This is a genomic window from Xinfangfangia pollutisoli, assembly GCF_020179405.1.
GTDB lineage: Bacteria > Pseudomonadota > Alphaproteobacteria > Rhodobacterales > Rhodobacteraceae > Pseudogemmobacter > Pseudogemmobacter pollutisoli.
In genome coordinates, this window is the sequence record NZ_JAICBZ010000021.1 from 1 (window position 1) to 25,404 (window position 25,404).

Genomic DNA, 25,404 nt, shown 5'->3' on the forward strand with positions numbered 1-25,404 from the left:
TGGGCGGGCGGATGGTCACCGCGGCCCTGCCGGACGGCCGCGGCGAATGGCTGCGCCTGCGCGACAGCAAGGCCGACCGGCTGCTGCGGGCGGGGGTCACCCTGCGGCTGAACACCCGCGCCGATGCCGCATTGATCGCCGAACTGGCGCCCGATGATGTGGTGCTGGCCACCGGCGCGCGGCCGCGGCCACTGACGGTGCCGGGGGCGGGAACGGCGCCGCTGATGGATCTGGATGCCGCCGTGCTGGACATGGCCGCGGGGGGTGCGGGCATCGGTCCGCGCGTTCTGATCGTCGATCACCTGAACCGCGCCCCGGGCATGGCCGCCGCGCTGATGTTCGCCCGCGCGGGCCGCAGTGTCGAGCTGGCCACCATGGCCTTTCACGCTGGCGAAAAGCTGGAGATCCAGAACCTCAGCTATTTCCAGCGCGAATGCCTGCTGGCAGGGGTGACCTTCCGGCCTACCGTCACGCCGCATCGCTTCGACGGCGGCACGGTGGAGTTCTACAACATCTTCACCCGCACCGTCACCGGCCATGGCCGGTATGACACCATCGTCGCCGTGCTGCCCGGGCTGGCCGAGGACAGCCTCTTGCCGGTGATCCGCGGCATGGACCTGCCCGTCCGCGTGATCGGCGATGCCTATGCCCCGCGCGATATCGAAGCCGCCATTCTGGACGGGTTCGAAACCGCCATGAGCCTGTGAGGCGATGATGACCGAAGCCACCGGCTCTCTTTGGGAAGCCATCATCCCGCCTGCCCCGCCCTTTGCGCCGCTGGATGGCGCCGTCACCGCGGATGTGGTGATCGTGGGGGCGGGGTTTCTGGGCCTGTCCGCCGCGCTGCATGCGGCCATGGCCGGGCTGGATGTGGTCCTGCTGGAAAGCCACCAGCCCGGCTTTGGCGCCTCGGGCCGCAATACCGGCTTTGTGGTGCCCAGCCTCAAGGCCTCGATCGGGCCGGCCGACGTGGTCCGCGCCATGGGAGAGACCCATGCCGACCGCCTGCTGCGGCTGGTCGCCGGGTCCGGGGCAGAGGTTTTCGGCCTGATCGCCCGCCACGGCATCGACTGCGGGGCCGTGCAGAACGGCTGGCTGCAGCCCGCCCATTCCCGGCAGGCCGAGGCGGCGCTGCAGGGCCGCCTGCCGCGCCTCTTGCAGGCGGGGGTGGATGCCGACTGGCTGGACCGCGATGCCCTGGCCGCCCGCACCGGCATTGCGGGTCTGCACGGCGGCATCCGCATTGCCTCGGGCGGGCAGATCACGCCCTTGGCCTATGCGCGCGGGCTGGCGCGGGCCGCCGTGGCCGCCGGCGTCCGGCTGCGCGGCGACAGCCCGGTGACGGCGCTGATCCCCGATGGTGCGGGCTGGCGGCTTAGCACACCCGGCGGACAGGTCCGGGCCCGCCGGGTGCTGATGACCACGAATGCGCTGATCGGTGACCTGCTGCCCGACCTGCGCGCCTCGGTCATCCCGGCGCGGGTGTTCCAGATCGCCACACAGGTGATGCCCGAAAGCCTGCGCCGCAGCCTGCTGCCTGACATGGCCCCGGTGGCCGATACCCGCCGGCACACCTTTGCCCTCCGCTGGTCACCCGACGGGCGGCTGGTGACCGGCGGCATGGTGCCGCCGCTGCCCGGGCGGATGGCGCTGGCCCGGCAGCAGTTCGCCCGGCGGCTGATGCGGCTGGTTCCCGGTCTGCCCCCGATCCGGGCCGATTATGCCTGGACCGGGGTGATCGCCGGTACGCTGGATTTCCTGCCGCGGATGATGCGCCTTGCCCCGGGGCTGGAGGCGGCCATCGGCTGCAACGGCCGCGGTGTGGCCCTGACCACCGCCCTTGGGCGCAAGCTGGGGCCCTGGCTGGCCGGGCGCATCCCGGACGATGATTTCGTGCTGCCTGTCACGGCGGCCCGGCCCGTTCCGTTCCGCAGGATCACCGGGCTTGGCCCCGATCTGATCCTGCCGGTCTGGAGCGCACGCGACGCCTTTGAAGCGCGCTTCCGCTAACCCCATCCAAAGGAGAACCGACATGAGCGAAGACACCCCCGGCGGCAAGATCAAATGGTCGCGGCAGGAAGATGTGGCCCTGACATGGGTGCACAAGGGGCAGGAATTCAGCCACCGCCTGATCACCAAGAAGCTGCACGGCTCCTCGATCTCGTTTCACATCACGACCTACATGCCGCATTTCGACGTGATGGTCGAAGGCGACGGCGTGCATGAGGTGATCCTGTATTGCCTGCACGGCTGGTCGCGGCAGATCATCCAGAACCCCGACGGCACCGATGGCGAAGAGCATATCTTCAAGCCGGGCGATGCCATGTATCTGCCGGTCAACTACCGTTACCGCCATATCATCGGCGAGGCGGGGCTGGTCATCGCCGTGGCCGCCAACCCGTCAAAGGAAGCGGGCGACATGTAAGGACGGCGTGGCCCGCCCGACCGGCGGACCGCCCCTGCAACCGGGACAAAGACCATGACAACACAGCGCCATTTCGCCCCGCGGGATCTGATCTGGGCCGAACTCAGCCGCACCGAACTTGCCGCGAAGCGCGAGGCGGGGGCCCTGGTCATCGTGCCGACCGGCGCGATCGAACAGCACAGCGACCATCTGCCCGTGGAAACCGATGCCCTGCTGGCCGCCGCCGTCTGCGAACTGGCCGCGATGCGGGTGACGGCCGCCCAGGTGGTGGTGGCCCCCGTCGTGGCCACCGGCTTCTCGCCCCATCACCAAAGCCTGACCGGCACCATCAGCCTGCGGCTGGAAACCTATCTGGCCGTGCTGGGCGACACGGCGCGGTCGATCCTGGCCTCCGGCTTTCCGCGGGTGCTGTTCGTGAACGGCCATGGCGGCAACAGCGCGCCGCTGCGCGCGCTCTGCGGCCAGCTGGTGACGGATGGGCTGGCCGTGGGGATGGTCGATTATTCCGCGCCGGGCGAAAAGCAGTGGCTGGCGGCGCTGACCGGCGGGCTTCTGCGGTCGGGCCATGCCTGCGAGCAGGAAACCGCGCTGATGATGACCCTGCATGCAGGCGAGGATCGCGCCCGCATCGTCCAAGGCGCCGCGGGCCTGCCGCCGCGGGTGATCCAGCCCTGGATTCCGCCCGGCCATCCCGAAGATCCGCTGACCGCCTTCGGCGGCGGCTGGCCGCCGGTGTTTCAGGCCGACGATTGCGGCTATTACGGCGATCCGGGCGCCGCCACGCCCGAGATCGGCGCCGCCGTGCTGGAGGCGACGGTGGCCGGTCTGGCGGATTTCCTGAACGCCTTTGCCCGTACGCCGCTGCGCCTTGGCATCGCGCGCGACCCGTCCCGGCCGGGGATCAGCCCTGCATTGAAGCCACGCCGGGCGGCGGAATAAGAAAAGGGCGGCCTTGGGGCCGCCCTTGCCGGTTTCAGGAGTGGTGGTCTTCGAAAGATACCGGGGCCTGTCAGAGGTTGCGCAACAGCCCGCCATCCGCCCGGATCATCGACCCGGTGACATAGCTGGCCTGCGCGCTGGCCAGAAAGGCCACGACGGCGGCGAATTCCTCGGGCTTGCCATAGCGGCCCGCGGGAATGGCGGCGCGGCTTTCCGCCTCTACCTGTTCCAGCGTCTGACCGGACTTGCCGGCCTTGCCCTGATCCAGTTCGCGCACCCGATCGGTGGCGATGCGGCCCGGCAGGACCATGTTGACGGTCACGCCCTTGGCCGCAACCTCGGCCGCCAGCGTCTTGGACCAGCCCGCCACGGCGCCGCGCACGCCGTTCGACAGCGCAAGGTTCGGGATCGGCGCGATCACGCCCGAAGAGCCGATGGTGATGATCCGGCCCCAGCCCCGCGCCACCATCCCCGGCAGAACCGCATCGGTCAGCGCAAAGACCGGGGTGGCCATGGCCGCAAAGGCCGCCTGCCAGCCGGCGGTGCCCTGCCCCGCGGCAGGACCTGCCGCCGGACCGCCGCAGTTGTTGACCAGAATGTCGATCCCTTCCGCGGCCATCTGCGCCCCAATGGCCGCAACCGCCGCAGGATCGGTCAGATCCACCGCCACCGGGATGACATCCAGCCCGCCCGCCCAGTCCGGCAGCGCGCCTTTGCGCGAGGCGGCAAAGACCTGCGCGCCCTCTTCGGCCAAAAGCCGTGCGGATGCGGCCCCAAGGCCGCGGCTTGCCCCCAGAACCAGCGCCTTGCGGCCCGAAAATCCGTAATCCATCAGCCCAGCTCCTTCAGGCGTTTCGTCTGGCGGTCCAACAGCCGGTCCACCTCGGCCCGGGCCAGCGGGTCCAGCACCGCGCCGGGCTGGCGCTGCGCATCGCAGGCAATGGCGCCGCGCTTGGCCAGCACATGCTTGCGCACCGCCAGCCCGACGCCGGGCTGCTGTTCATAGCGCACCAGCGGCAGATAGGCATCGAACAGATCCTGCGCGCGGTCCATCTCGCCCTTCGACGCAAGCTCTGTCACCTGCACCAGCATTTCGGGGAAACCGAAGCCGGTCATTGCCCCGTCGGCCCCGCGGGCCACCTCTTCGGGCAGGAACACCCCGCCATTGCCGCACAGGACCGAGATCCGGCGGCGCCCCTTCGCCTCGGCCGCCCGCAGCCGGGAGATCTTGGCCAGACCGGGCCAGTCTTCATGCTTCAGCATCACGATCTGCGGCAGATCGTCGATTAGGCGGCCCAGCAGGTCATCACTGATCTGCACCGTGGTGGCCAGCGGGAAATCCTGCAAAACCACCGGTACATCGGCGCCCAGAAAGCCGCAGGCCTGCCGGTAATAGGTCAGGATCTGCGCATCGGTGCGCAAGGACATGGGCGGGGCGACCATGACCCCCGCCGCACCGCGGGCCATTGCCTCCTGCCCCAGTTCGGCCAGCGCCGCCAGCCCGGGGGCTGAGACACCCACCACCACCGGCTTGCCCTGCGCCCGCGCGATCACCCGGTCGATGACCAAAAGCGATTCCGCCTGCGTCAGCTTGGGCGCCTCTCCCATCATGCCAAGGATGGTCAGCCCGTCGGCCCCGGCCTCCAGATAGAAATCGGTCACCCGGTCAAGGCTGTCCAGATCCAGCGACCCGTCCTCGCGGAAGGGGGTGACCGAAATCACGAAGACGCCGCGCGCCTCTGCCGTCAGCGATGCCATGTCAGCGTCCATACCAGCCCGAAGTGGTGCGCGGCACATATTGGCCGGTGCCCGCCCGGTTTACGATTTCGGCCCCGTCCCAGGCCAGTGCGCCGCGCAGCCAGGTGGCGGCGACGCGGGCGGTGAAGGTCTCGCCATGGAACGGGCTCCAGTTCAGGCCATCATGGGCCTGCGCCTCATCCCAGACGAAGCGGCCCTGTTCCAGCACGGCAAAATCGGCATCGCGGCCCGGAACGATGGCGCCCTTGCGGTCATCAATCCCGAAGAACCGCGCGGGCCGGGCGCAAAGATAATCCGCCGTGCGCAAAGCCGCCCCCGGCCCCTGCCCCTCCATCAGGGTGAAAAAGGCGGGCAACAGCGTCTCCAGCCCCGGCACCCCGGCCCCCGCATCGAAGATCGAGGCGGTCAGCTTGTTGTCGATGGGCCAGCTGGAATGGTCAGAGGATACGAAGGCCACCTGATCCGCGGCCATGGCCTGCCAGAGACCGCCGATCGCGCCCACCCGGATCGGCGGGTTCACCTTCATCCGTGCGCCCAGCCGTTCGCCGTCGCGGGCCGCGTCGAACCACAGGTAATGCACGCAGAGTTCCCCCGTGGCGCGCGCACCCATGCAGGCAAAGGCATCGGTGATGCCGAACCCCTCACCCGTGGTCAGATGCACCGGATGGGCATGTGCTGCCGCCGCCAGCCCAAGCGCCATAAACTCTGCCGTGGCCGCCAGTTCCGCCGCCACCGGCCGCGCCGTGGCATGGGCCCTGATCCCGTCCTGCCCCGCGGCGCGGGCCCGCGCCATGCGGGTCATGACGATTTCCTGATTTTCATTGTGCAGGCCAAGCGGCAGATCTGTGCCCGCCAGCGCCTCGAACAGATCCAGCGTCAGATCGCTGGCGATGCGGGGGAACCGGGTCGGGCTGCTTTCGAAGGAAGAGATCTTGAAGGCACAGACGCCGCCGCCGATCAGCGCGGAAATGTTTTCCACCCCGGTTTCGCGGGTGGCCGTGCCGTAAAGCGCCATATCGGCATGGGAATGCGCACGGATGGCGGCCACCTTGTCGGCCAGCCGTTCGGGCCGGTCCAGCGGCAGCGGATTGTCATAGGGCATGTCCACCAGCGTGGTGACCCCCCCGGCCACCGCCGAACGGGTCGTGTCCGCGATTCCGGGCAGACCCTTGTAGCTGGTGGCATGGGTCTGGCCATCCACCACACCGGGCACCACCAGCGCCGCGCCGTAGTCCTGCACGCGGGCGGCCGCAGGCGCCTGGCCCTGCCCCACCGCGGCGATCCGTCCGTCCTTCACCGCGACCCAGCCGCCGTCCAGCACGGCGCCCGGGGTGACGATGGCGCCCCTGATCAACAGATCCATGGTCACACCGCCCCCGTATAGCCAAGGTCCAGCGCAGTGATCGCGGCGGCCACGGCGGCCTGCACCGGGTCGATCACCGTCATGCCAAGGCTTTCCTGCAGCGCGGGCCGGTGGCCGCCCATCCCCGCGCAACCCAGGATCACCACCCTTGCCCCATCCTCATCCCGCAGGGTCGAGGCGACACGTTCCACCGAGGCGCGGGCGCCATGGGCATCCGCCGCTTCGGCCACCGACATCTGCACCGCCCGGTCCCCCGCCAGACGCCCCGCCAGCCCCAGCCGACCGATATGGGCGGCGTGGCGCGCGATGGAGGCCGGACCGAGCGAGACCACCCCGAAGCGGGGCGCCTGCTGCAGGGCCGCATAATAGGCCGCCTCGGCAATGCCGATCACCGGTTTCGTCGTCACCTTGCGCGCCGCCTCGACCCCGGGGTCCGAGAAGCAGGCGATGACATAGGCATCGGCATTGCCTTTCGCGACGATCTCCACCACCAAGGGCGCCACGAAGGCCACATCGGCATCGGATTCAATGCCTTGCGGGGCCGAGGGGATATAGTCGCAGACGATCTCATGCCCCGTCCGCCCGCGCAGCGGCGCAATGCTGCGGGCAATGGTCTCGGTCACCTCGGACGAACCGTTGGGGTTGAGAACAAGGATCTTCATCTTCCGACCTTTCCTCTGCGGATCCTGGGCCGAAGCTTAAGATGATCCACGATATTCATAGTGATATATTACGAACATATGCAGCTTTGCAACCCGTCTGCGCGCCCTAGCCGCCCAGATAGGTGCGCCGGAACTCGGCATCCTGCAAAAGCGCCGCCGCCGACATATCCGACCGCACCGCCCCCTGCGACAGAACCACCGCGCGGTCAGTCACCTTCAGTGCCATCCGCACATTCTGTTCGGCCAGGACGATGGAGACGCCGCTGTCCTTCAGCCCGCCCAGAAATTCGAACACCTGTTCCACCATCAGCGGCGACAGGCCGAGCGAGGGTTCGTCCACCAGCAGAAGCCGCGGACGCGACATCAGCGCGCGGGCGATGGCCAGCATCTGCTGTTCCCCGCCTGACATGGTGCCTGCCGCATGCGCCCGCTTGCGCGCCAGGACCGGAAAGCGATCATAGGTCGCTGCGATATCCGCGGCGATCCCGGTGCGGTCCTTGCGGGTATAGGCCCCCATCCGCAGGTTCTGCTCGACCGACAGCCGCGGAAACACCCGGCGGCCCGGCGGCACCTGCACGATGCCCAAAGGCACAAGGTCGGCCGTGTCCATGCGCGTGATCGGCTGGCCGTCGAACCGGATCGCCCCGGAGCGCGGCCGGATCTGGCCGGTGATGGCCTTGATGATCGTGCTTTTGCCCGCCCCGTTATGCCCGATCAGCGAGATGCGGTCGCCCGTGTCGATGCGCATGCTCAGCCCGTCCAGAATGACGCGGTCGCCATAGCCTGCGCGCAGATTTTCGATTTCCAGCGTCATGCCGCCCCCGTTCCCAGATAGGCCTCGATCACCCGGGCATCGCGCACGACATCGCCGGGAAGCCCCTCGACCAGCTTCTGCCCCGCATCCATGACGACAATCCGGTCGGCAAAGCGCGCCAGAACCGGCACATTGTGTTCGATCACGATCAGCGTCAGCGCGTGGCGCTGGCGCATGGCGGCCACCAGTTCAAGGATCTCACCCGCCTGCACGTCGTTCATGCCGGCAGTCGGCTCGTCCAGAAGCAGGATGCGCGGCCGGCCGTTCAGCGCCCGCGCCAGTTCCAGCCGCTTGGTCTGGCCATAGGACAGCTGCGTGGTGAAGGCGTTCTCATAGGCACCCAGCCCCACATCGGCCAGACAGGCGCGTGCATGCTCGCGCCCCTCGGCCTCGGCCCGGCGGACGCGCGCGGTCTGGGCGATCTGTCCCAGAAACCCAGTGGGCGCCTCCTTGTGGCCGCCACAGATCACATTGTCCAAAGCGGTCATCCCGCCGAACAGCCGCAGGTTCTGGAAGGTCCGCACGATGCCCTGCGCGGAAATCCGGTGTGGCGGGGTGCGGGTGATGTCCCGCCCCTTCAGCAGGATCCGGCCCGCATCGGCCCGTTCCAGCCCCGACAGGATGTTGAAGAAGGTGGTCTTGCCCGAGCCGTTGGGGCCGATGATCCCCAGGGTCTCGCCCTCGACCACGCTGATCGACACATCGACCAGCGCCTTCACGCCCAGAAAGCTTTTGCTGATGCCTTCACAGGACAGAAGCGTCATTTCGCACCTCCCCACGGCAGGGCCGCCCGCAGCTTGCGCAGGACGGGCGGCGTCTCGCCCAGACCCAGAAGACCGTTCGGCCGGAAGATCATCAGCAGGACCAGCATCGCCCCCGCGATCCCGGGACGCGCGGTGATGAGCCACGGCTCCTGCGAGCGCAGCGCCTCGGGGATGGCGATCATCAGGAAGACGCCAAGCGCGGTGCCCGGCATCGAGGCAAGCCCGCCCAGAATGGCCATCTGCATCAGCAGAAGCGACTCTTCCAGCTTAAACATATCGGGCGAGATGAAGCGCATGTAATGGCCATAGATGCTGCCCCCCAGACCGCAAAGAAAGCAGCCGACGCCGAAGGCCAGCACCTTGTAGCCGGTGACATTCACCCCGATGGTGCCGGCGGCGATCTCATCATCGCGGATCATCTTCCACGCCCGTCCGATGGGGCCGCGGGTCAGCCGCCCGACGATCACGAACAGCAGGATCACCACAGCCAGGATCAGCCAGAACTGCTGGGTCGCGGTGGTGGCCTGCCAGCCGAAGGCGCCCATGGCCGGCACGCCCGGAATGCCCATCGGCCCGCGGGTCAGATCCATCCAGTTGTTGGCGACGACAAAGAAGATCTGGTTGAAGGCAATGGTGACCAGCGACAGGAAATCCGCCTTCACCCTGAGGCAGGGGATAGACAGCAGCGCGCCGGTGATCCCCGCCACCGCCCCCGCCGCCAGTGCGGCCAGGGGCCATGGCACGCCATACTGCATGGTCAGGATGACCGAGGTATAGGCCCCCATGCCGACAAAGGCCGCCTGACCCAAGGTCAGCATCCCGGCCCAACCCGTCACGATGTTCTGGCCCAGAACAAAGATGGTGTAGATCATCGTCAGGCTGACAATATGCAGCCAGAACCGGCCGGGCAGCACCAGAGGCAGCACCGCCAGCGCCAGCACGAACAAGAGCACAGCAAGGCCGCGCAGGCGCGGGGCGGGTGCCAGAGAGGCAAGGGTCTGTGTCATGACCGCTCCTTGATGGTGGTGCCGAACAGGCCCGCGGGCCGCAGCAGCAGGACGCCCACGATGATCGCCATGCTGACCCCGTCCCGATAGGCCGACCCCACGGTGATCACGGCCAGCGTCTCGGCCAGACCCAGAAGGATGCCGCCCCAGAACGCGCCCTGAAAGCTGCCGATCCCGCCCAGCATCGCCGCCGCCCAGGCCTTGGTGGTGGCGAGAAGGCCCATCTGGATGAAGACCGCGTTGAAATACATGGCAAAGAGGATCGACCCCGCCACGCCAAGGAAACCGCCAAGCGCATAGATCGCCACGATCACCGTATTGACCGGAATGCCCATCAGCTGTGCCGCCACCATGTCCTGCCGCACGCATTGCGCCGCAAGGCCAAAGCGTGTGCGGTGCAGGAACCAGGACGAGGCGACCACCAGCACGACCGATATCGCCAGGATCACCAGCGACTGGGACGACAGGTTGATCCCGCCGATTTCCACCGGAAACCGCGGAATCAGCTGCGGAAAGGACCGCACCTCGGGCCCCCAGATCAGCTGCGCCGCGGCAGACAGCACCAGCCCGGCGCCAAGTGCCGAGATCATCGGGATCACCCGGTTGGCATGGCGCACCGGGCGATAGGCGATCCGCTCGACCAGCATGGCGATCAGCGCGCCGGAACAGCAGGCCAGCAGCACCGCCAGCGCGGGATGCACGCCCAGGGCCAGAAGCTGCAGCGCGACGAAAGCGCCGACCATGATCACATAGCCATGGGCGAAATTGATCAGGTTCAGGATGGAATAGACCAGGGAATATCCCAATGCGATCAGCGCATAGATGCTGCCGATCGCCAGTCCGTTGGACAGTTGCTCAAGATAATAGACCATCGGTCACCTTTGGGCCGGCGGAACGGGAAGACCCGCATCGCCGGCCGGAACCGGAGATGCGGGCAAGTGAGCGGCCGCCCCCTCACGCGGGGCCGCCACCGGGGATCTCAGCAGGGCACGGGGCAGCCGGGATCAGCGCAGGACTTCAAGCCCGGTCTCATCGACAGTGATCCCGGTCGAGGCGAAAGCGCCGTCCTTGACGGTGACAACGGCAAAGGTGCGGCTTTCGACATCGCCCTTTTCGTTCCAGTTGTAGGTGCCGCCCACACCTTCGAAGGTCGCGGCCTTGGCCGCCGCGATCAGATCCGGCGCCTCAGTCCCGCCCGCCATCAGCGTCTGCACCAGCATCAGCAGATCGCAAGTGAACACCGCCACCTGGCTGGGCAGCGCATCGTAATCGGCCGCGAATTTGGTCATGAAGGCCACGGTCTTTTCATTGGCCGAATAGGGGTCATAGGCCGCCAGCACATTCGCGCCTTCGGCCGCCCCCTGCGCCAGTTCGATGAATTCGTTGTAAAGCAGCGAATCCGGCCCCACCGTCGGAATGCCGCTGACGCCCAGAGACTGCGCCTGACCCAGGAACAGCCCGCCCTCGGTGTAGTTGCAGTTCAGCATGAAGACCTCGACGCCCTTCGCCACGAAATCGGTGACGATGGCCGAGAAATCCTTGTCCACATTCGGGGTAAAGCCCGCATCGGCCACCACTTCGGCGCCCAGGGCATCGGCCGCGGTCATCATCTTGTCGCGCAGGCCGCGGCCGAAATCGTCATTGGCGAACAGGATGCCGAGCTTCTTCTTGCCAAGGTTGTTGACCGCATAGGCCGAATATTGCTGCGCGCCATAATCGTCGCGGATGGTGCAGCGGATGATATTGGTCCAGCCCGATTCCGTGACCTGCGAATTCGAGGATGACCCGCACAGCACCGGCAGGCCGGTTTCGGCATAGATCGGCATGGCCGCCAGCGTGCAGGAGGAATTCACATGGCCGATGACAGCGGCATAGATGCCCGCATCCACGATCCGGCGCGCGACCGAGGCCGCTTCGCGCGGCTGGCCCATGTCATCGAAGAATTCGACCACGATCTTGCGGCCGTTCACCCCGCCCGCGGCATTGATCAGCTCCATCGCCGCCGCCGCGCCGCGCTGCGCGTTCAGGCCCATCGAGGCGCTGTCGCCGGTCATCGGGCCGGCGATCGCGATATGGATATCGCCGTCCTGCGCCAGAACGCGGGCGGGCAAGGCCGCCAGCAATGCCGCGGCTGCACCGGATTTCAGCAGGGTCCGCCGTCCGAATCTCGTCATGTCGCATACCTTCCTTTGGGTTGGCCTGTGGGCTGGGTCCAGGGCCGCCTCTCTGTGCGGCCTCAAGTGCTACGGTCATGGATATTTGACAAGTATCAATAGTGATATATCAGAAGAAACCGGAATATGCGTGTGAGAACAATGACTCACAGCTAGAATCGTTACAGGGAAGCACACAAAATATGCAGCACTCCGAATTCCTGCCCTCAGACGGACATTCCTCGCAGCGCCCCGGTTACCGCGACTGGCTGATTCGACTGACGGCGCTTGCCCATGAAGAGATCCGCACCGGCCTGAAACCTGTCTTCCGCCAGCTTCCGCTGCCGGATGCAGAAGCGCGGATCGCCGCGCTGTCCGACCGGGTCCGACACGATATCGAGATCCTGCTTTACCCCCGCGACGAATGGGTGATCCCGCGGCAGCATCCCTCGGGCCAGCATGTCTATGATGTGGTCATCGTGGGCGGCGGCCAGTGCGGCCTGACCCTCGGCCATGCGCTGCGGCAGGAACGGGTGAACAACTTCCTGATCCTCGACCGGATGCCCGCAGGGCAAGAGGGGCCGTGGATCACCTATTCCCGGATGTGGACCCTGCGTTCGCCCAAGCATGTGTCGGGGCCGGAACTGGGCATGCCCTCGCTTGCGCCGCGCAGCTGGTTCGAGGCGATCTATGGCGAGGAGGGCTGGCACCAGCTGGACAAATGGCCGCGCCAGACCTGGCACGCCTATCTGGAATGGTTCCGCGAGGTGCTGGCCCTGCCGGTGCGCAACGATGCCGATGTGACGGGCTTTGTGCAGGATGGCGCCTTTGTCCGGGTGGAAACCGCCGATGGCCGCCATGTCATCGCCCGCAAGGTCGTGCTGGCCACCGGGATCGAGGGCATGGGCAACTGGAACGTGCCCGCCTTCGTCCGCGACAAGCTCTCCCCCTCGGCCTATACGCTCTGCACCGATGACGTGGACAGTCTGGACTGGAAGGGCCGCAAGGTGGCCATCCTGGGTGCCGGGGCCACCGCCTGGGACCGCGGGGCGGATCTGCTGGAACTGGGGGCGGGCCATGTCACCCTGTTCATGCGACGCAAGCAGATCCTGACATCCAATGCCTTCCGCTATCTGGAAAAGGCGGGCTATCTGCGCCATTTCGCCTCAATGTCGGACAATGACAAATGGCGCTGGATTCAGGCCATCTTCACCTATGGCCAACCGCCCACGCAGGACGGCGTGGACCGCTGCGCCATGTTCCCGAATTTCACCGTCCATGCCGGGGCCACCTGGACCGATGCCGCCATGACCCCGGAAGGCCGGATCCGCATCACCGCCTCGGACGGCTCGGTCGAGGAATTCGACCATGTCTTCATCGGCACCGGCTTTTCCATCGACGCGGCCAACCGGCGGGAACTGGCCCCCTTCGCCGACAATATCGCGCTGTGGCAGGATGTGTTCACCCCGCCCGAGGGGCAGCCAGACAATTGGCTGATCACCTATCCCTATCTGACGCGCGACCTGCGCTTTGTCGAACGGGTGCCGGGCAAGACCCCGGTTCTGGCCAATATCTGGTGTTTCAACTACGGCGCCACGGTGACCAATGCGCATTCCGGCGCGTCGCTGTCAGGCATCCGTTACGGGCTGCCGCCGCTGATCCACGGGCTGACCCATGCCCTGTGGATGGAGGATGAGGCAGAGCATTTCCGCATCACCCGCAACTGGGACCAGATCGACACCGATCCCACGCCGCTGGCCGGTCACATGTGGAAACCCCCGGCGGGCTGAACGCCCGGTTCCGCCGCAAACATTGCCGAGTGTGGCCATGGCCTGATCTGCGGACAGAGTTATGCTGCGAGCCCCGCGAAGGTCTGGAATGCGGTTGCGCCGTTGGCCGCGATTTGACCTTTGCGGATCATGTGAGCGGCCTCGATGCCTGCGATGCTGGCGGCCGCCGAATGGAAAGCCTTGAAGCCCATCATCGGGCCGGTGATGCACTTGATGAAGCGGTGGTCTTGTTCCAGTATGTTGTTGAGGTATTTGACCTGCCGCGCCCCGATGATGCGCCCGTTGCCGGTGAACTTCAGGATCACGTTCACCGCCTGCAGGCCGGCTGGGATGGCACTGCTTTTGTCGATCACAATCCGGTCCGGCACGCCGGTGGTGCCAATCGCGCGCTTGAAGAAGTGCCGGGCAGCGGACAGATCTCGGCGTTCGGAAAGCAGGAAATCAAGGGTTTGGCCGTCGCGATCCACGGCTCGGTAAAGATAGGTCCATTTGCGCTTCACCTTGATGTAGGTCTCGTCCATCCGCCAAGATGTGGCAGTCGACCGTTTCCTCGCTTGCGCCCGGGCCGCGATCAGAGGCGCAAGCTTTACCACCCGACGGTTCAGCGTGGCATGATCGACCTTCACCCCGCGCTCTGCCATGATCTCCTCCAGGTCACGGTAGGAGACGGCGTAGCGGAGGTAGAAGAAAACCGCGTGCAGGATCACGAACTTCGGACAATGCACGCCCTTGAACTCGATCACGACAACCGTCTCTTGCCAACTCCCTGACAACGCTGACACATCACGCGCACTCAGAAAGTCGAAAATGTGCGACAGTATCCCTGGGCGCGCCGGTGATCACGCCGGTCGATGCCGGCCAGGCCGCGGTCGCCGAATTGCAGGCGCCCGGCAGCCCCTACAAGGCCAGTGTCAGCCTGGCCTCGTCGGCCTTCGGCTATGCGATGGGCCAGCAGGCGGCCGACTGGATCGAGGGAAAGAGCATTCCGAAAGCCATCGACGTTCTGCCCGCGCTGCTGACGCCCCAGTCATTGGCGGGCTATGCGGCGGACATGGCCGATCCGGCCGCGGTCTTCCGGGATCTCGCGCGCCGCGACCAGTATCTGCGGTTCTACGGCAATACCTGTGCCGATCAGCGCGCCCAGTTCGTGAACTTTCCCTGGTCCTCGGAACGGCCCCGCCAGGACTAGGCCCGCCTGCCGCCACCCCGGCCGGCCCCCCACGATCCGGTCTCGAATCATCCCCTTGCGCGCGGCCGCAGGGGCGCCGGCGCGCGGCCTGACCGGCGCTTGACCCTGCGTCGCCTTTCGCAGATCCGCGGAAACCCAGCCGGATCAGCCGCTTGCCGCACAGCACCCCTCGCCCGGCACGAAACGCTTGACGAGCGGCGGATCGGTCCGGCAGTATTATCGAAATATAATATTGAATCTCGAAAATCGAGAACAACGGGAAGGCCGACATGCTTGACAGGACTCCGCCAGACGACGGCCATGTCGTGCTGTCCTCGATCACCAAAAGCTATGACGGCAGTACGCTTGTGGTGCGGGATCTGAACCTGTCGATCCGCAAGGGCGAGTTCCTGACGCTGCTGGGCCCCTCGGGCTCGGGCAAGACGACGACGCTGATGATGCTGGCGGGGTTCGAATATCCCTCGACCGGCCAGATCACCATCGACGGCGCGCCGGTCCACACCATGCCGCCGGAAAAGCGCAATATCGGCATGGTGTTCCAGAACTACGCGCTGTTTCCGCATATGACCGTGGCCGAAAATGTCGGCTACGGGCTGAAGGTGCGCCGGGTGCCGCGGGCCGAGATTGACCGCAGGGTCGGGGCCGTGCTGGAGACGGTGCATCTTTCGGCCCTGGCCGACCGGCGTCCGGGGCAGCTGTCGGGCGGCCAGCAGCAGCGCGTGGCCCTGGCCCGGGCGCTGGTGTTCGAGCCGTCGATCGTGCTGATGGATGAACCTCTGGGCGCGCTGGACAAGAAGCTGCGCGAACATCTGCAATTCGAAATCCGCCAGATCGCCCAGCGCTACAATCTGACCGTGGTCTATGTGACCCATGATCAGTACGAGGCGCTGACCATGTCGGATCGCATCGCCATCTTCAACGATGGCCGGGTGCAGCAGCTGGGCAGCGCCGAAGAGATCTATGCCCGTCCGGTCAACCGCTTCGTGGCCGAGTTTGTCGGCGACAACAACTGCCTGAAGGGCCGCGTCACCGCGATCGAGGGCGAGATCGCCCATCTCCGGCTGCAGGACGGCACCGTGATCCGGGCCCGCGCGACGGGGCATGTGCAACTGGGCGCCCTGTCGACGGCCGCCATCCGCCCCGAGGCGCTGAGGATGGATGCCGCGCCCTTCGCCGGGTCGCTGGCCGCGACGGTGCGCGATTCGATCTTCTGCGGCGACCAGATCCGCACCGTGGTGGATCTGGCCGGAACGGAAAGCCTGGTGGTGAAAAGCGCCGCGCATTCGGCGGCGATCCACCCGGAAAAGGGACAGTGCGTCCATGTCGGCTGGGCCTGGGAAGATGCCTGGGCGCTGGACGCCTGAACAAAACCAACTGGGAGAAAACAATGACAATGAAATCTGTTACCGCCGCCGTTCCGGCGCTGTGTCTGCTGGCGGGCATGGCCTCGGCGCAGGAGCTGACGGTCGTGTCCTGGGGTGGCGCGCTGCAAGAGGCGCAGACCAAGGCCTTCATGGATCCCTATGCCGCAGCGACGGGGACGAAGATCGTCCAGGACAGCTGGAGCGGTGAACTGGCCAAGCTGCGCGCCATGGTCGACAGCGGCAATGTCGTCTGGGATGTGGTCGACATGGATCCGCAAAGCGCGGCCTCGGCCTGCGACCAGGGCCTGCTGGAGCCGATCGGCGCGGAAGAGATGTTCAAGGCGGCCGGTCTGGTCGAGGGCGGGTTGCTGGATTGCGCCGTGGGCACCAGCGTCTATGCCACGATCCTGGCCTATAAGAAGGACGCTTTCGCCACCGCCCCGACCAGCGTTTCCGACATTTTCGATACCGCCACCTTCCCCGGAAAGCGCGCCTTCCGCAAAAGCCCGGTCGATACGCTGGAAGTGGCGCTGATGGCCGATGGCGTGGCGCCGGCCGATATCTACAGCCTGCTTTCCACCCCCGAGGGCGTGGACCGCGCCTTTGCCAAGCTCGACACGATCAAGGGCGATATCGTCTGGTGGGAGGCCGGTGCCCAGCCGGCGCAGCTGCTGATGTCGGGGGAGGTGGCGATGTCGCTGGCCTGGAACGGCCGGATCGCCGATGCCAACAGCAATGAAGGCGCCGATCTTGGCATTGCCTGGTCGCAGCAGGTCCGCGGCTTCGACATGTGGACCATTCCGATGGGCGCCAAGAACGCCGATGCGGCGCGGGCCTTCATCGCCTCGACCGTGACGCCGGCGACCAATGCGGACCTGGCGAAATACATCGCCTATGGCCCCAGCGTCGCCGCGGCGGCCGAACTGGTCGCGCCCGATCAGCTGGCAAACCTGCCCTCGGCGCCTGCCAACAGCGAGGGCGCGCTGGCGCAGGACGGGGCGTTCTGGGCCAAGAATGGCGATGCGCTGAACGCCAAGTTCTCGGCCTGGGTCGCGCAATAGCCGATCCCTGCGGCAGGGGCCCGGCCTGGTGCCGGGATCCTGCCGCGCAAGCGGCCCGCCGTTTCACCCCGTTTTCCCTTCGCCCGATCCCGAGCCGCCCGATGAACCTTTCCCCCTCCGCCACTTCCCAGACCGCGCGCCGGCAAAAGGCGCCGCTGCGCCACCGGCTGGGGCCGGTTCTGCCCGCGCTGCCGATGCTGGCCTTTCTGGCGCTGTTTCTGGTCGTGCCGCTGGCGATCATCGGGAAGACCGCGCTCAGCGATCCCGAAGTGTCGGCGGCGCTGCCGCAGGCCTTGGCCTATGCCGCGGACGGTGTGCCCGACGATGCGGGGTTTGCGGCGCTGGTGGCCGATCTTGTCGAGGCGAAGAAGGCCGGGCTGATGCGGCCGCTGGCCCGGCGGCTGGAATATGGCGTCGCCGGCGGATCGGCCGCGGTGACCGACCTTGCCCGGATCGCCGATGCTGAACTGGCGGCGCAGGATCCGGCCGCGATCCGCCTTGCGGTGACCGGCAGCAACCCGATCTGGAGCCAGCCCGGGATCTGGCAGGCGATCGACCAGGGCGCGGCACCCTGGTCGCTGTTCTACCTGAAATGGGCGCTGGGCGTGCCGGTCAAGGCCACGCCCGATGGCCAGCCGGCCAGCGACGGCATCCATGATTTTGGCACGATCTATCTGCGCACCATCGTGATCAGCCTGCTGGTCACGGGCCTGACGGTGGTGATCGGCTATCCGCTGGCCTATGTCGTCGCAACCTCGTCGGGGATGATCGGCAAGGTGCTGATCTTTCTGGTTCTGCTGCCCTTCTGGACCTCGCTTCTGGTGCGGACCATGTCGTGGATCGTGGTCCTGCAGAAGAACGGGGTGATGAACGACCTGCTGTTGGCGGGCGGATTGACGGCCGAGCCACTGCCGCTTCTGTACACCCGTTTCGCCACGATCCTGGCCATGGTGCAGATCCAGCTGCCCTTCACCGTGTTGCCGATGATCTCGGTCATGCGGGCCATTCCGCCCAGCCATGTGCGGGCGGCGCGCAGCATGGGGGCGGGGCCGGTCAGCGCCCATGTCTCGGTCTTCATGCCACAGGCGGTGCCGGGCATCGCGGCCGGCGCGCTGCTGACCTTCGTCTTGTGCCTGGGCTTCTACCTGACGCCGGCACTGGTGGGCGGGCCGGGCGACCAGATGGTCAGCTTCTTCATCGCCCGCTTCACCAATGAACAGCTGAACTGGGGCCTCGCCTCGGCGCTAAGCCTGGTGCTGATCGCCGGCGCGACGGTGATCGCGCTGCCCCTGTCGCGCTATGTCTTCCGCCATTCCTCGGGGAGGTTCTGATGACCCCCAGACGCTATGCCGACCTGCCGCTGCATCTGCGCCTGCCGCTGTACCTGTTCGTCGGGCTGACACTGGCGCTGCTGATCCTGCCGCTTCTGGCCGCGCTGCCGATCTCGGTCAATTCCGCGCCCTGGTTCACCTATCCATTCCCGGGCGTCTCGGGCCGCTGGTTCAAGGCCTTCTTCCTGTCCGACACCTGGACCGGCGCGCTTCTGAACAGCCTGAGCATCGCGCTGGCGACCACGGTCCTGGCCACCACGCTGGGCACGCTGGCCGCGATCGGGCTGGTGAATGCGCGGTTTCCGCTGCGGCGGCTGGTCATGGCGCTGGCGATTGCGCCGATGCTGATGCCGGTGGTGGTGCTGGGGCTGGGCCTGTTCATCTTCTTCGGCCCGCTGGGGCTGAACTATACCTTCGCCGGGGTGGTGGTCGCCCATAGCCTGCTGGCCATGCCCTTCGTGATCATCACCGTCACCGCCACGCTGACCCGGTTCGACTTCACCCTGATGCAGGCCGCGGCCAATCTGGGCGCCAGCAAGACCCGCGCCTTCTTCGACGTGATGCTGCCGCTGATCGCCCCCGGGGTTGGGGCGGGCGCGGTGTTTTCCTTCGCAACATCGTTCGATGAGGTGGTGATGGTGCTGTTCATCGCCGGACCCGGCCAGCGCACCCTGCCGAAACAGATGTTCACCGGGCTGCGCGAGCAGCTGGACCCCACCATCATCGCGGCGGCCGTCACCATGGTGCTGATCACCAGCGCCCTGATGATCGCCGCCCTTGTCATCGCGAAAAAGCGATGACCGCCGTCATTTTCCCCCGTTTCCTGCCCCGCTTCGGCCGGGCCGCATCCCTCAAGGCCAGGATATCATGACAGTTCTTGCACCCGACCACCGCGAGGAACCCTATTGGTGGATGGCGGCCCCCCCGATGCCGGAAGCCGAGGCCGCGCCGGTTCCGCCGGTCGCGACGGCGGATGTGGCGATCATCGGCGGCGGGATCACCGGCATGGTTGCCGCGATCCATCTGGCGCGCGGCGGCGCCGATGTGATCGTCGCCGATGCCGGGCTGATCGGCGGCGGGGCGGCGCGGATGAATGCGGGCTTCCTGGGGCGCACGCTAAAACGATCGGTCGCCTGGCTTGAAAAGAATGTCGGCGCCGACCAGGCCATCGGGGTCTATCGCGAGCTGGACGAGGCGCTGCAGGGCGTGGCGACCTTTGTCGAGGCCGAAGGCATCGCCTGCCATCGCCAGACCTGCGGGCGGCTGATCTCGGCCAATTCCCTGCCGCATCTGCGCTATCTGCTCAAGGATCTGGAGCATATGAAGCGCCGGCTGGGGCTGGATTACGAGGTGGTCTCGAAGGCCGACATGTCCAGCGAACTGGCCTCGGACCGCTATGTCGGCGGGGCGGTCATTCCCGATCTGGGCTCGATCCATCCGGGCCTGTACCATGCCGGGCTGGTGGCGCGGGCGAAGGCGGCCGGGGTGCGGCTGTTTCCGATGACGGCGGTGACCGGGATCGAGCCGGACATCCGCGGCAAGATCCTGCACAGCGCGCGTGGCCGGATTTCCGCCCGGCAGGTGATCGTCGCCACCAATGGCTACACGCCGCGCGGCCTGAAATGGTTCGCGCGCCGGCTGGTGCCGTTCCACGGCTATGTGATGGCGACCGAGATCCTGCCTTCGGCGCTGATCGACAAGGTTCTGCCGAAGCGGCGCACCTACCTGGACACCAAGATGAGCATCGACTTCATCCGTCCGGCGCCCGATTCCGAGCGGATCCTGTTCGGCGGCATGACCGGGCGGCTGAACGGCACCTGCGCGGAAATCGCCCCCGCGCTGCATCGGCGCATGGTCGAGATCATGCCCGATCTGGCCGGCGTCAGGATCAGCCGGACCTGGACCGGCTATTGCGCCGGCACCTTCGATTTCATGCCGCATATCGGCGCGCATGACGGGGTTCACTACGCGCTGGGCTACAATTTCGCCGGGGTTCCGATCGGCACGCTGTTCGGGCGCAAGCTGGCGGCGCGGATCCTGGGTAGTGGCGATGGAAACTCGGCTTTCGACGTCGAAAACTTCCCGACATTGCCTTTCTTCAATGGAACGGGGTTGGTGGCGCCCCTGGCGATGAAGTATTTCGACCTGCAGGACAGACGCATGGCCAGGGGAAAATGACGGTGCAAGACCAACCCGCAGCCGCCGGCAAGGCCGCAGAAAAACCGCTGGAGCGCTATGTCCGGCTGCTTGAGGCGATCTCGGGCTTTCCCGACGGGATCTCGCCGACGACCATTGCCGAGATGCTGGGCCTGCCCAAGGCCACGGCCTATCGGCTGATCCGAAGCCTGGCCGAAGTGGGGCTGGTCGAGATGACGGCGCCGCCCTCGGCGGCCTGCAGGCTGGGCGAAAGGCTGGAGCGGCTGCTGTTCGCCGGGGCCAGCGATGGCTGGCTGCGCATGGTGGTGCGCCCGGTGCTGGCCGAACTGGCCGAACGCACCGGCGAGGCCTGCTTCCTGGCCAGGTTCGGCGGCGGCGCGGTCCGCAGCGTCGAGATGGTGGCGCCCGACAACCATCTGCGCCCCTATATCCTGCCCGGCCGCGAGATCACGCCCTATACCGGCGCCTCGGCCAAGGCCATTCTGGCGCATATGCCGCCCGAGACGGTGCGCGCGGTGGTCGGGCCCAGCTTTCACCGTTTCACCGAGGCCACGAAACCCGGCCCCGACGCGCTGCTGACGGAACTGGCCGAGGCGCGCCGCAGCGGCATTGCCTATTGCGTGGGCGAGGATGTCGACGGTTTCGCCGGGATCGCCGTGCCGATCCTGGTGCCGGGCCAGGACGTGCAGCTCAGCCTTTGCGTGACCGGCACGATCCACGCCCTGATCCAGCAGAAAAAGGCCGTGATCGAGACGGAACTTGCCGCGGCTGCCCAGCGGTTTGCCGCCCTTCTGGAACACCGGGCAAGGCTTCCCTCGGCAAGCTGACCGCCCGATATCCCTGCGATCCCGTTCAGGGCAGCCGCGCGCGCCGCGGCGGCCGATTTTGCATTTTATCAAACTATATCAATTACTTATGGCGAAAAATGCGCTTGACAGGCGGGCGCCTTCGCGCAGTATTATCGCTTAATGATCTTCGTTATCGAAAAGTGAGATATCCGTGACCGTCGCTCCTTCGAAATGGCATGACGCCGCCGCCGCCCACCGCTTTACCGGCAAGTCGCTGATCGGCGGCAAGCTGGTCGATGCCCAGTCGGGCCAGACCTTCCGCACCATCAACCCGGCCACCGGCAAGGTGCTGACCGAGGTGGCCGCGCTGGATGTGGCCGATGTGGATGCGGCGGTCCGCTCGGCCCGGGCGGCGTTCGAATCGGGGGACTGGTCGCGCCGGGCGCCGGCCGAACGCAAGAAGGTGATGCTGCGCTTTGCCGAGCTGATGCGCAGCCATGCCGAGGAACTGGCGCTGCTGGAAACGCTGGACATGGGCAAGCCGATCTCGGATTCGCTTGCCGTCGACGTGCCCGGCTCGGCCAATACCATCGCCTGGTATGCCGAGGCGATCGACAAGATCTATGACGAAATCGCCCCCACCGCCGACACGGTTCTGGCAATGATCACCCGCGAACCGCTGGGCGTCGTGGCCGCCGTGGTGCCGTGGAACTTCCCGCTGTTGATGGCGTCGTGGAAGCTGGGCCCGGCGCTGGCGGCCGGCAATTCGGTGATCCTGAAACCGGCCGAGCAATCGCCGCTGTCGGCGATCCGTCTGGGGGAACTGGCGCTGGAAGCCGGGCTGCCCGAAGGCGTGTTCAACGTGGTCACCGGCCTGGGGGAAACCGCCGGCCGCGCGCTGGGCCTGCATATGGATGTGGACGCGGTGACCTTCACCGGCTCGACCGAGGTGGGCAAGTATTTCCTGGGCTATTCCGCCCAGTCGAACATGAAGCGCATCGCGCTGGAATGCGGCGGCAAGACCCCGCATATCGTGATGGAAGATTGCGGCAACCTGGACGAGGCCGCCACCGCCGCCGCCTTCGGCATCTTCTTCAACCAGGGCGAGGTCTGCAATGCCGGGTCGCGCCTGCTGGTCCAGGAAAGCATCAAGGACGAATTCATCCAGAAGGTCATCGCGGTCGGCAAGACGCTGGAGCCGGGCGATCCGCTGGACCCCGCAACCAAGCTGGGCGCCATCGTCACCGAAGAGCAGATGCAGCGGGTGCTGGACTATATCGACATCGGCCAGAAGGAAGGGGCGGCGCTGATCGCCGGCGGCAAGCGCGTGCGCAGCGAGACGGGCGGCTATTTCGTCGAACCGACGGTGTTTGACGGGGTGAAGAACGGCATGCGCATCGCGCAAGAGGAAATCTTCGGTCCGGTCCTGTCGACGCTTACCTTCAAGGATGCCGACGAGGCGGTGGCCATCGCCAATGACTCGATCTACGGCCTGGCCGCGGCGGTCTGGTCCGACAACATCAACACCGCGATCAACACCGCCCGCCGGCTGCGCGCCGGATCGGTCTGGGTGAACAATTTCGACGAGTCGAACATCACCATGCCCTTCGGCGGGTACAAGCAATCGGGCATCGGCCGCGACAAATCCTTGCACGCGATCGACAAATACACCGAACTGAAGGCGACCTGGATCAAGCTGCGCTGATCCGGCCGTCCTGACCCAACCCCCCTTCGTCCCGCGTCCCCGCCACGGTCTGGCGGGGGCCATGGAGCAGCCATGCGCGATCCCCGCTTCGACATCCTGTTTGAACCTGTGCAGATCGGGCCGCATGTCGCGCGCAACCGGTTCTACCAGACGCCGCATTGCAACGGCATGGGCAACCTGCGCCCGCAGGCCCATGCCCGGATGCGGGGGATCAAGGCCGAAGGCGGCTGGGCGGTGGTGAACACCGAACATTGCTCGGTCCATCCGACCGGCGATCTGATGCCGGAAGTGCTGCAGATGCTGTGGGACGATGGCGATATCCCGCCGCTGGCGCTGATGTGCGAGGCGGTGCATGAACACGGATCGCTGGCCGGGGTGCAGCTGGCCTATCCGGCCTATTACAACGGCAACCGCCTGACCCGCGAGGTGCCGCTGGGCCCGATGGACCGCCCGGTCAGCGGGCCGCATCCGGTGCAGGTCCGCGCCATGGACAAGGCCGATATCCGCAACCTTCTGGGCTGGTGGAAGGCGGCGGCGGTGCGGGCGCGCAAGGCGGGGTTCGACATCCTGAATGTCGATGCCAATTTCTCGACCATCGCCTTCCAGTTCCTGTCGCCCCGGAACCAGCGGTCGGACGAATATGGCGGCAGCCTGAAGAACCGCGCCCGGCTGCTGAAGGAACTGATCGAGGTCTCGCGTGAGGGCGGCGGGCCGGGCATGGCGATTTCGGTGCGGCTGATCGTTGATGAGATGTTCGGCGCCGAGGGGCTGCGCGCGCATGAGGAAGGCATCGAAACCATCTCTATGCTGGCGGAATTGCCCGATCTCTGGGATCTGGTGGTGGGCACCTGGGCCGACGATTCCCCCACGTCGCGCTTTGCGCCGGAAAACGACCACGAGCCCTTCGTGCGGGGGGTGAAATCGGTCACCACCCGGCCGGTGATCGGCGTCGGCCGCTTCACCTCGCCCGATACGATGGCCAGCCTGATCCGCCGCGGCGTGCTGGACATGATCGGCGCCGCCCGGCCCTCGATCGCCGACCCGTTCCTGCCGAAGAAGATCGAAGAGGGCCGCTACGAGGACATTCGCGAATGCATCGGCTGCAACATCTGCGTGTCCAGCCATTTCGCCATGGTCAACCTGCGCTGCACCCAGAACCCGACCATCGGCGATGAATGGCGGCGCGGCTGGCACCCCGAACGGATTGCGGCGGCACGGTCGGAAAAGTCGGTTCTGGTGGTGGGCGGGGGCCCGGCCGGGCTGGAATGCGCGCGCGCCCTGGGCCAGCGCGGCTATCAGGTCACCCTGGCCGAGCGCGAAACCCGGCTGGGCGGGCGGGTGACGCTGGAAGGCGCATTGCCGGGCCTGGGCGAATGGCTGCGGGTGCGCGACTGGCGGGTGACGCAGATCGGCAAGATGGCGCATGTGCAGATCTATCTGAACAGCGATCTGTCGGCGCAGGACATTGTGGATTTCGGCGCCGATCAGGTGGTGCTGGCCACCGGCGCGCTTTGGCGCAGCGACGGGGTCGGGCGCGCCGCGCATCGGCCGCTGCCCCTGTCGCCCCTGCTGCCGACCTATACGCCCGATGACGTGCTGCGCGGCCGCTGCCCGCCGCCGGGCCAGATCGTGCTTTACGATGACGACCACTATTACATGGGCGCCGTGATCGCCGAGCAGCTGGCCCGGCAGGGCGCGCATGTCACGCTGGTGACGCCGGCCGCCGATGTCTCGGCCTTTACGGTCAATACGCTGGAAAACATCCGCACCGCCAAGCGCCTGCACGGGTTGGGCATCCGCATGATCACCCATAGCGCCCTGGCGATGACCGAACCGGACCGGGTTCACCTGCGCGACGCGCGCACCGGCGCCGAAAGCAGCCTGCCCGCCGAGGCGCTGGTTCTGGTGACGGCCCGCCTGCCGCAATCGGGCCTGTACACCGAGCTTGCCGCGCGCGCCGACGCGCCGCCTATCGCCCGGATCGGCGATTGCGAGGCGCCGGCGGCGATTTTTCAGGCTGTCTATACCGGCCACCGCTTTGCCGAAGAGTTCGAGACCGGCATAGAATTCCGGCGCGAACGCATCGACCTTGCGCCTGTCTCTCGCTTCGACCTTCTGCCCTGAAAGGCTGACC

At 66.7% G+C, this 25,404-nt stretch carries 23 protein-coding genes and 1 pseudogene; 14 read left to right on the forward strand and 10 right to left on the reverse strand.

Going from position 1 to position 25,404, the window contains the following annotated elements; genetic code table 11:
* The 4 genes and pseudogenes from K1Y73_RS08640 to K1Y73_RS08655 all read left to right on the forward strand — a co-directional run.
* Window positions 1-707, forward strand: a pseudogene (locus tag K1Y73_RS08640) (NAD(P)/FAD-dependent oxidoreductase); the annotation flags it as partial.
* Between the two features lie 7 nt (window positions 708-714).
* Entirely contained in the window at window positions 715-2,010 is a 1,296-nt protein-coding gene (locus K1Y73_RS08645) for an NAD(P)/FAD-dependent oxidoreductase (protein ID WP_225027886.1), read from the forward strand.
* 22 nt (window positions 2,011-2,032) lie between these two features.
* Complete coding sequence (locus tag K1Y73_RS08650) at window positions 2,033-2,425, forward strand: hypothetical protein (RefSeq protein ID WP_225027887.1); 393 nt, start codon at window positions 2,033-2,035, stop codon at window positions 2,423-2,425.
* A 54-nt stretch (window positions 2,426-2,479) separates the two neighbouring features.
* Entirely contained in the window at window positions 2,480-3,364 is an 885-nt protein-coding gene (locus K1Y73_RS08655) for a creatininase family protein (protein ID WP_225027888.1), read from the forward strand.
* Between the two features lie 70 nt (window positions 3,365-3,434).
* Here the strand turns inward: K1Y73_RS08655 and K1Y73_RS08660 are convergent, their stop codons facing one another.
* From K1Y73_RS08660 to K1Y73_RS08700, 9 genes are all read right to left on the reverse strand, one after another.
* Complete coding sequence (locus K1Y73_RS08660) at window positions 3,435-4,196, reverse strand: SDR family oxidoreductase (protein ID WP_225027889.1); 762 nt, start codon at window positions 4,194-4,196, stop codon at window positions 3,435-3,437.
* Window positions 4,196-5,122 (reverse strand): dihydrodipicolinate synthase family protein, encoded by a 927-nt coding sequence (locus K1Y73_RS08665; RefSeq protein ID WP_225027890.1) that lies wholly within the window; start codon window positions 5,120-5,122, stop codon window positions 4,196-4,198. The genes K1Y73_RS08660 and K1Y73_RS08665 overlap by 1 nt, the downstream gene beginning before the upstream one ends.
* Window position 5,123: 1 nt before the next feature.
* On the reverse strand, window positions 5,124-6,485 hold the full coding sequence (locus tag K1Y73_RS08670) for a dihydroorotase (RefSeq protein WP_225027891.1): 1,362 nt from the start codon (window positions 6,483-6,485) through the stop codon (window positions 5,124-5,126).
* A 2-nt stretch (window positions 6,486-6,487) separates the two neighbouring features.
* The gene (locus tag K1Y73_RS08675) at window positions 6,488-7,147 is read right to left on the reverse strand and encodes an aspartate/glutamate racemase family protein (protein WP_225027892.1); all 660 of its coding nucleotides are present in this window, start codon (window positions 7,145-7,147) and stop codon (window positions 6,488-6,490) included.
* 106 nt (window positions 7,148-7,253) lie between these two features.
* A complete protein-coding gene (locus K1Y73_RS08680; RefSeq protein WP_225027893.1) occupies window positions 7,254-7,961 on the reverse strand; it encodes an ABC transporter ATP-binding protein in 708 nt (235 codons plus the stop codon).
* Window positions 7,958-8,725: an ABC transporter ATP-binding protein gene (locus tag K1Y73_RS08685; RefSeq protein ID WP_225027894.1), complete on the reverse strand. Its 768-nt coding sequence runs from the start codon at window positions 8,723-8,725 to the stop codon at window positions 7,958-7,960. The genes K1Y73_RS08680 and K1Y73_RS08685 overlap by 4 nt, the downstream gene beginning before the upstream one ends.
* Window positions 8,722-9,732: a branched-chain amino acid ABC transporter permease gene (locus K1Y73_RS08690; RefSeq protein ID WP_225027895.1), complete on the reverse strand. Its 1,011-nt coding sequence runs from the start codon at window positions 9,730-9,732 to the stop codon at window positions 8,722-8,724. Before K1Y73_RS08690 ends, K1Y73_RS08685 begins: the two co-directional genes overlap by 4 nt.
* Window positions 9,729-10,604: a branched-chain amino acid ABC transporter permease gene (locus K1Y73_RS08695; protein WP_225027896.1), complete on the reverse strand. Its 876-nt coding sequence runs from the start codon at window positions 10,602-10,604 to the stop codon at window positions 9,729-9,731. Before K1Y73_RS08695 ends, K1Y73_RS08690 begins: the two co-directional genes overlap by 4 nt.
* Window positions 10,605-10,736: 132 nt before the next feature.
* Window positions 10,737-11,906, reverse strand: a complete 1,170-nt coding sequence (locus tag K1Y73_RS08700) for an ABC transporter substrate-binding protein (RefSeq protein ID WP_225027897.1) — start codon at window positions 11,904-11,906, stop codon at window positions 10,737-10,739.
* 182 nt (window positions 11,907-12,088) lie between these two features.
* Between K1Y73_RS08700 and K1Y73_RS08705 the strand changes: the two genes are divergently transcribed.
* Complete coding sequence (locus tag K1Y73_RS08705) at window positions 12,089-13,675, forward strand: NAD(P)-binding domain-containing protein (RefSeq protein ID WP_225027898.1); 1,587 nt, start codon at window positions 12,089-12,091, stop codon at window positions 13,673-13,675.
* Between the two features lie 59 nt (window positions 13,676-13,734).
* Here K1Y73_RS08705 and K1Y73_RS08710 read toward each other — a convergent pair whose 3' ends face one another.
* Window positions 13,735-14,418: an IS6 family transposase gene (locus K1Y73_RS08710; protein WP_225027899.1), complete on the reverse strand. Its 684-nt coding sequence runs from the start codon at window positions 14,416-14,418 to the stop codon at window positions 13,735-13,737.
* A gap of 92 nt (window positions 14,419-14,510) precedes the next feature.
* On the opposite strand from K1Y73_RS08710, the gene K1Y73_RS08715 reads away from it, so the two are divergent.
* The 9 genes from K1Y73_RS08715 (at window position 14,511) to K1Y73_RS08755 (ending at window position 25,394) form a co-directional block, all read left to right on the forward strand.
* Window positions 14,511-14,864, forward strand: coding sequence for a type 1 periplasmic-binding domain-containing protein (locus K1Y73_RS08715; RefSeq protein ID WP_225027900.1), 354 nt, complete (start codon window positions 14,511-14,513; stop codon window positions 14,862-14,864).
* Window positions 14,865-15,133: 269 nt separating this feature from the next.
* Window positions 15,134-16,228, forward strand: coding sequence for an ABC transporter ATP-binding protein (locus K1Y73_RS08720; RefSeq protein WP_225027901.1), 1,095 nt, complete (start codon window positions 15,134-15,136; stop codon window positions 16,226-16,228).
* A gap of 23 nt (window positions 16,229-16,251) precedes the next feature.
* Window positions 16,252-17,289, forward strand: coding sequence for an ABC transporter substrate-binding protein (locus tag K1Y73_RS08725; RefSeq protein WP_225027902.1), 1,038 nt, complete (start codon window positions 16,252-16,254; stop codon window positions 17,287-17,289).
* Window positions 17,290-17,390: 101 nt separating this feature from the next.
* On the forward strand, window positions 17,391-18,620 hold the full coding sequence (locus tag K1Y73_RS08730; protein WP_225027903.1) for an ABC transporter permease: 1,230 nt from the start codon (window positions 17,391-17,393) through the stop codon (window positions 18,618-18,620).
* Window positions 18,620-19,420 carry an ABC transporter permease gene (locus K1Y73_RS08735; protein WP_225027904.1) on the forward strand — a complete coding sequence of 267 codons (801 nt, stop codon included), beginning with the start codon at window positions 18,620-18,622 and terminating at the stop codon, window positions 19,418-19,420. Before K1Y73_RS08730 ends, K1Y73_RS08735 begins: the two co-directional genes overlap by 1 nt.
* Before the next feature lie 67 nt (window positions 19,421-19,487).
* Window positions 19,488-20,798, forward strand: a complete 1,311-nt coding sequence (locus K1Y73_RS08740; protein WP_225027905.1) for an NAD(P)/FAD-dependent oxidoreductase — start codon at window positions 19,488-19,490, stop codon at window positions 20,796-20,798.
* Window positions 20,795-21,604, forward strand: coding sequence for an IclR family transcriptional regulator (locus tag K1Y73_RS08745; RefSeq protein ID WP_225027906.1), 810 nt, complete (start codon window positions 20,795-20,797; stop codon window positions 21,602-21,604). The genes K1Y73_RS08740 and K1Y73_RS08745 overlap by 4 nt, the downstream gene beginning before the upstream one ends.
* Window positions 21,605-21,776: 172 nt before the next feature.
* Window positions 21,777-23,270, forward strand: a complete 1,494-nt coding sequence (locus tag K1Y73_RS08750) for an aldehyde dehydrogenase (RefSeq protein WP_404819076.1) — start codon at window positions 21,777-21,779, stop codon at window positions 23,268-23,270.
* 72 nt (window positions 23,271-23,342) lie between these two features.
* On the forward strand, window positions 23,343-25,394 hold the full coding sequence (locus tag K1Y73_RS08755; RefSeq protein ID WP_225027907.1) for an oxidoreductase: 2,052 nt from the start codon (window positions 23,343-23,345) through the stop codon (window positions 25,392-25,394).
* Window positions 25,395-25,404 lie beyond the last annotated feature (10 nt).

Excerpts from the sequence above, each read along its gene's own strand:
- K1Y73_RS08655 (WP_225027888.1), top strand. The coding sequence starts at position 2,480 with ATGACAACACAGCGCCATTTCGCCCCGCGGGATCTGATCTGGGCCGAA.
- K1Y73_RS08665 (WP_225027890.1), bottom strand. The coding sequence starts at position 5,122 with ATGGCATCGCTGACGGCAGAGGCGCGCGGCGTCTTCGTGATTTCGGTC.
- K1Y73_RS08660 (WP_225027889.1), bottom strand. The coding sequence starts at position 4,196 with ATGGATTACGGATTTTCGGGCCGCAAGGCGCTGGTTCTGGGGGCAAGC.
- K1Y73_RS08725 (WP_225027902.1), top strand. The coding sequence starts at position 16,252 with ATGACAATGAAATCTGTTACCGCCGCCGTTCCGGCGCTGTGTCTGCTG.
- K1Y73_RS08695 (WP_225027896.1), bottom strand. The coding sequence starts at position 10,604 with ATGGTCTATTATCTTGAGCAACTGTCCAACGGACTGGCGATCGGCAGC.
- K1Y73_RS08675 (WP_225027892.1), bottom strand. The coding sequence starts at position 7,147 with ATGAAGATCCTTGTTCTCAACCCCAACGGTTCGTCCGAGGTGACCGAG.
- K1Y73_RS08730 (WP_225027903.1), top strand. The coding sequence starts at position 17,391 with ATGAACCTTTCCCCCTCCGCCACTTCCCAGACCGCGCGCCGGCAAAAG.
- K1Y73_RS08685 (WP_225027894.1), bottom strand. The coding sequence starts at position 8,725 with ATGACGCTTCTGTCCTGTGAAGGCATCAGCAAAAGCTTTCTGGGCGTG.
- K1Y73_RS08745 (WP_225027906.1), top strand. The coding sequence starts at position 20,795 with ATGACGGTGCAAGACCAACCCGCAGCCGCCGGCAAGGCCGCAGAAAAA.
- K1Y73_RS08735 (WP_225027904.1), top strand. The coding sequence starts at position 18,620 with ATGACCCCCAGACGCTATGCCGACCTGCCGCTGCATCTGCGCCTGCCG.
- K1Y73_RS08645 (WP_225027886.1), top strand. The coding sequence starts at position 715 with ATGACCGAAGCCACCGGCTCTCTTTGGGAAGCCATCATCCCGCCTGCC.
- K1Y73_RS08670 (WP_225027891.1), bottom strand. The coding sequence starts at position 6,485 with ATGGATCTGTTGATCAGGGGCGCCATCGTCACCCCGGGCGCCGTGCTG.
- K1Y73_RS08700 (WP_225027897.1), bottom strand. The coding sequence starts at position 11,906 with ATGACGAGATTCGGACGGCGGACCCTGCTGAAATCCGGTGCAGCCGCG.
- K1Y73_RS08650 (WP_225027887.1), top strand. The coding sequence starts at position 2,033 with ATGAGCGAAGACACCCCCGGCGGCAAGATCAAATGGTCGCGGCAGGAA.
- K1Y73_RS08720 (WP_225027901.1), top strand. The coding sequence starts at position 15,134 with ATGCTTGACAGGACTCCGCCAGACGACGGCCATGTCGTGCTGTCCTCG.
- K1Y73_RS08740 (WP_225027905.1), top strand. The coding sequence starts at position 19,488 with ATGACAGTTCTTGCACCCGACCACCGCGAGGAACCCTATTGGTGGATG.
- K1Y73_RS08680 (WP_225027893.1), bottom strand. The coding sequence starts at position 7,961 with ATGACGCTGGAAATCGAAAATCTGCGCGCAGGCTATGGCGACCGCGTC.
- K1Y73_RS08755 (WP_225027907.1), top strand. The coding sequence starts at position 23,343 with ATGCGCGATCCCCGCTTCGACATCCTGTTTGAACCTGTGCAGATCGGG.
- K1Y73_RS08705 (WP_225027898.1), top strand. The coding sequence starts at position 12,089 with ATGCAGCACTCCGAATTCCTGCCCTCAGACGGACATTCCTCGCAGCGC.
- K1Y73_RS08690 (WP_225027895.1), bottom strand. The coding sequence starts at position 9,732 with ATGACACAGACCCTTGCCTCTCTGGCACCCGCCCCGCGCCTGCGCGGC.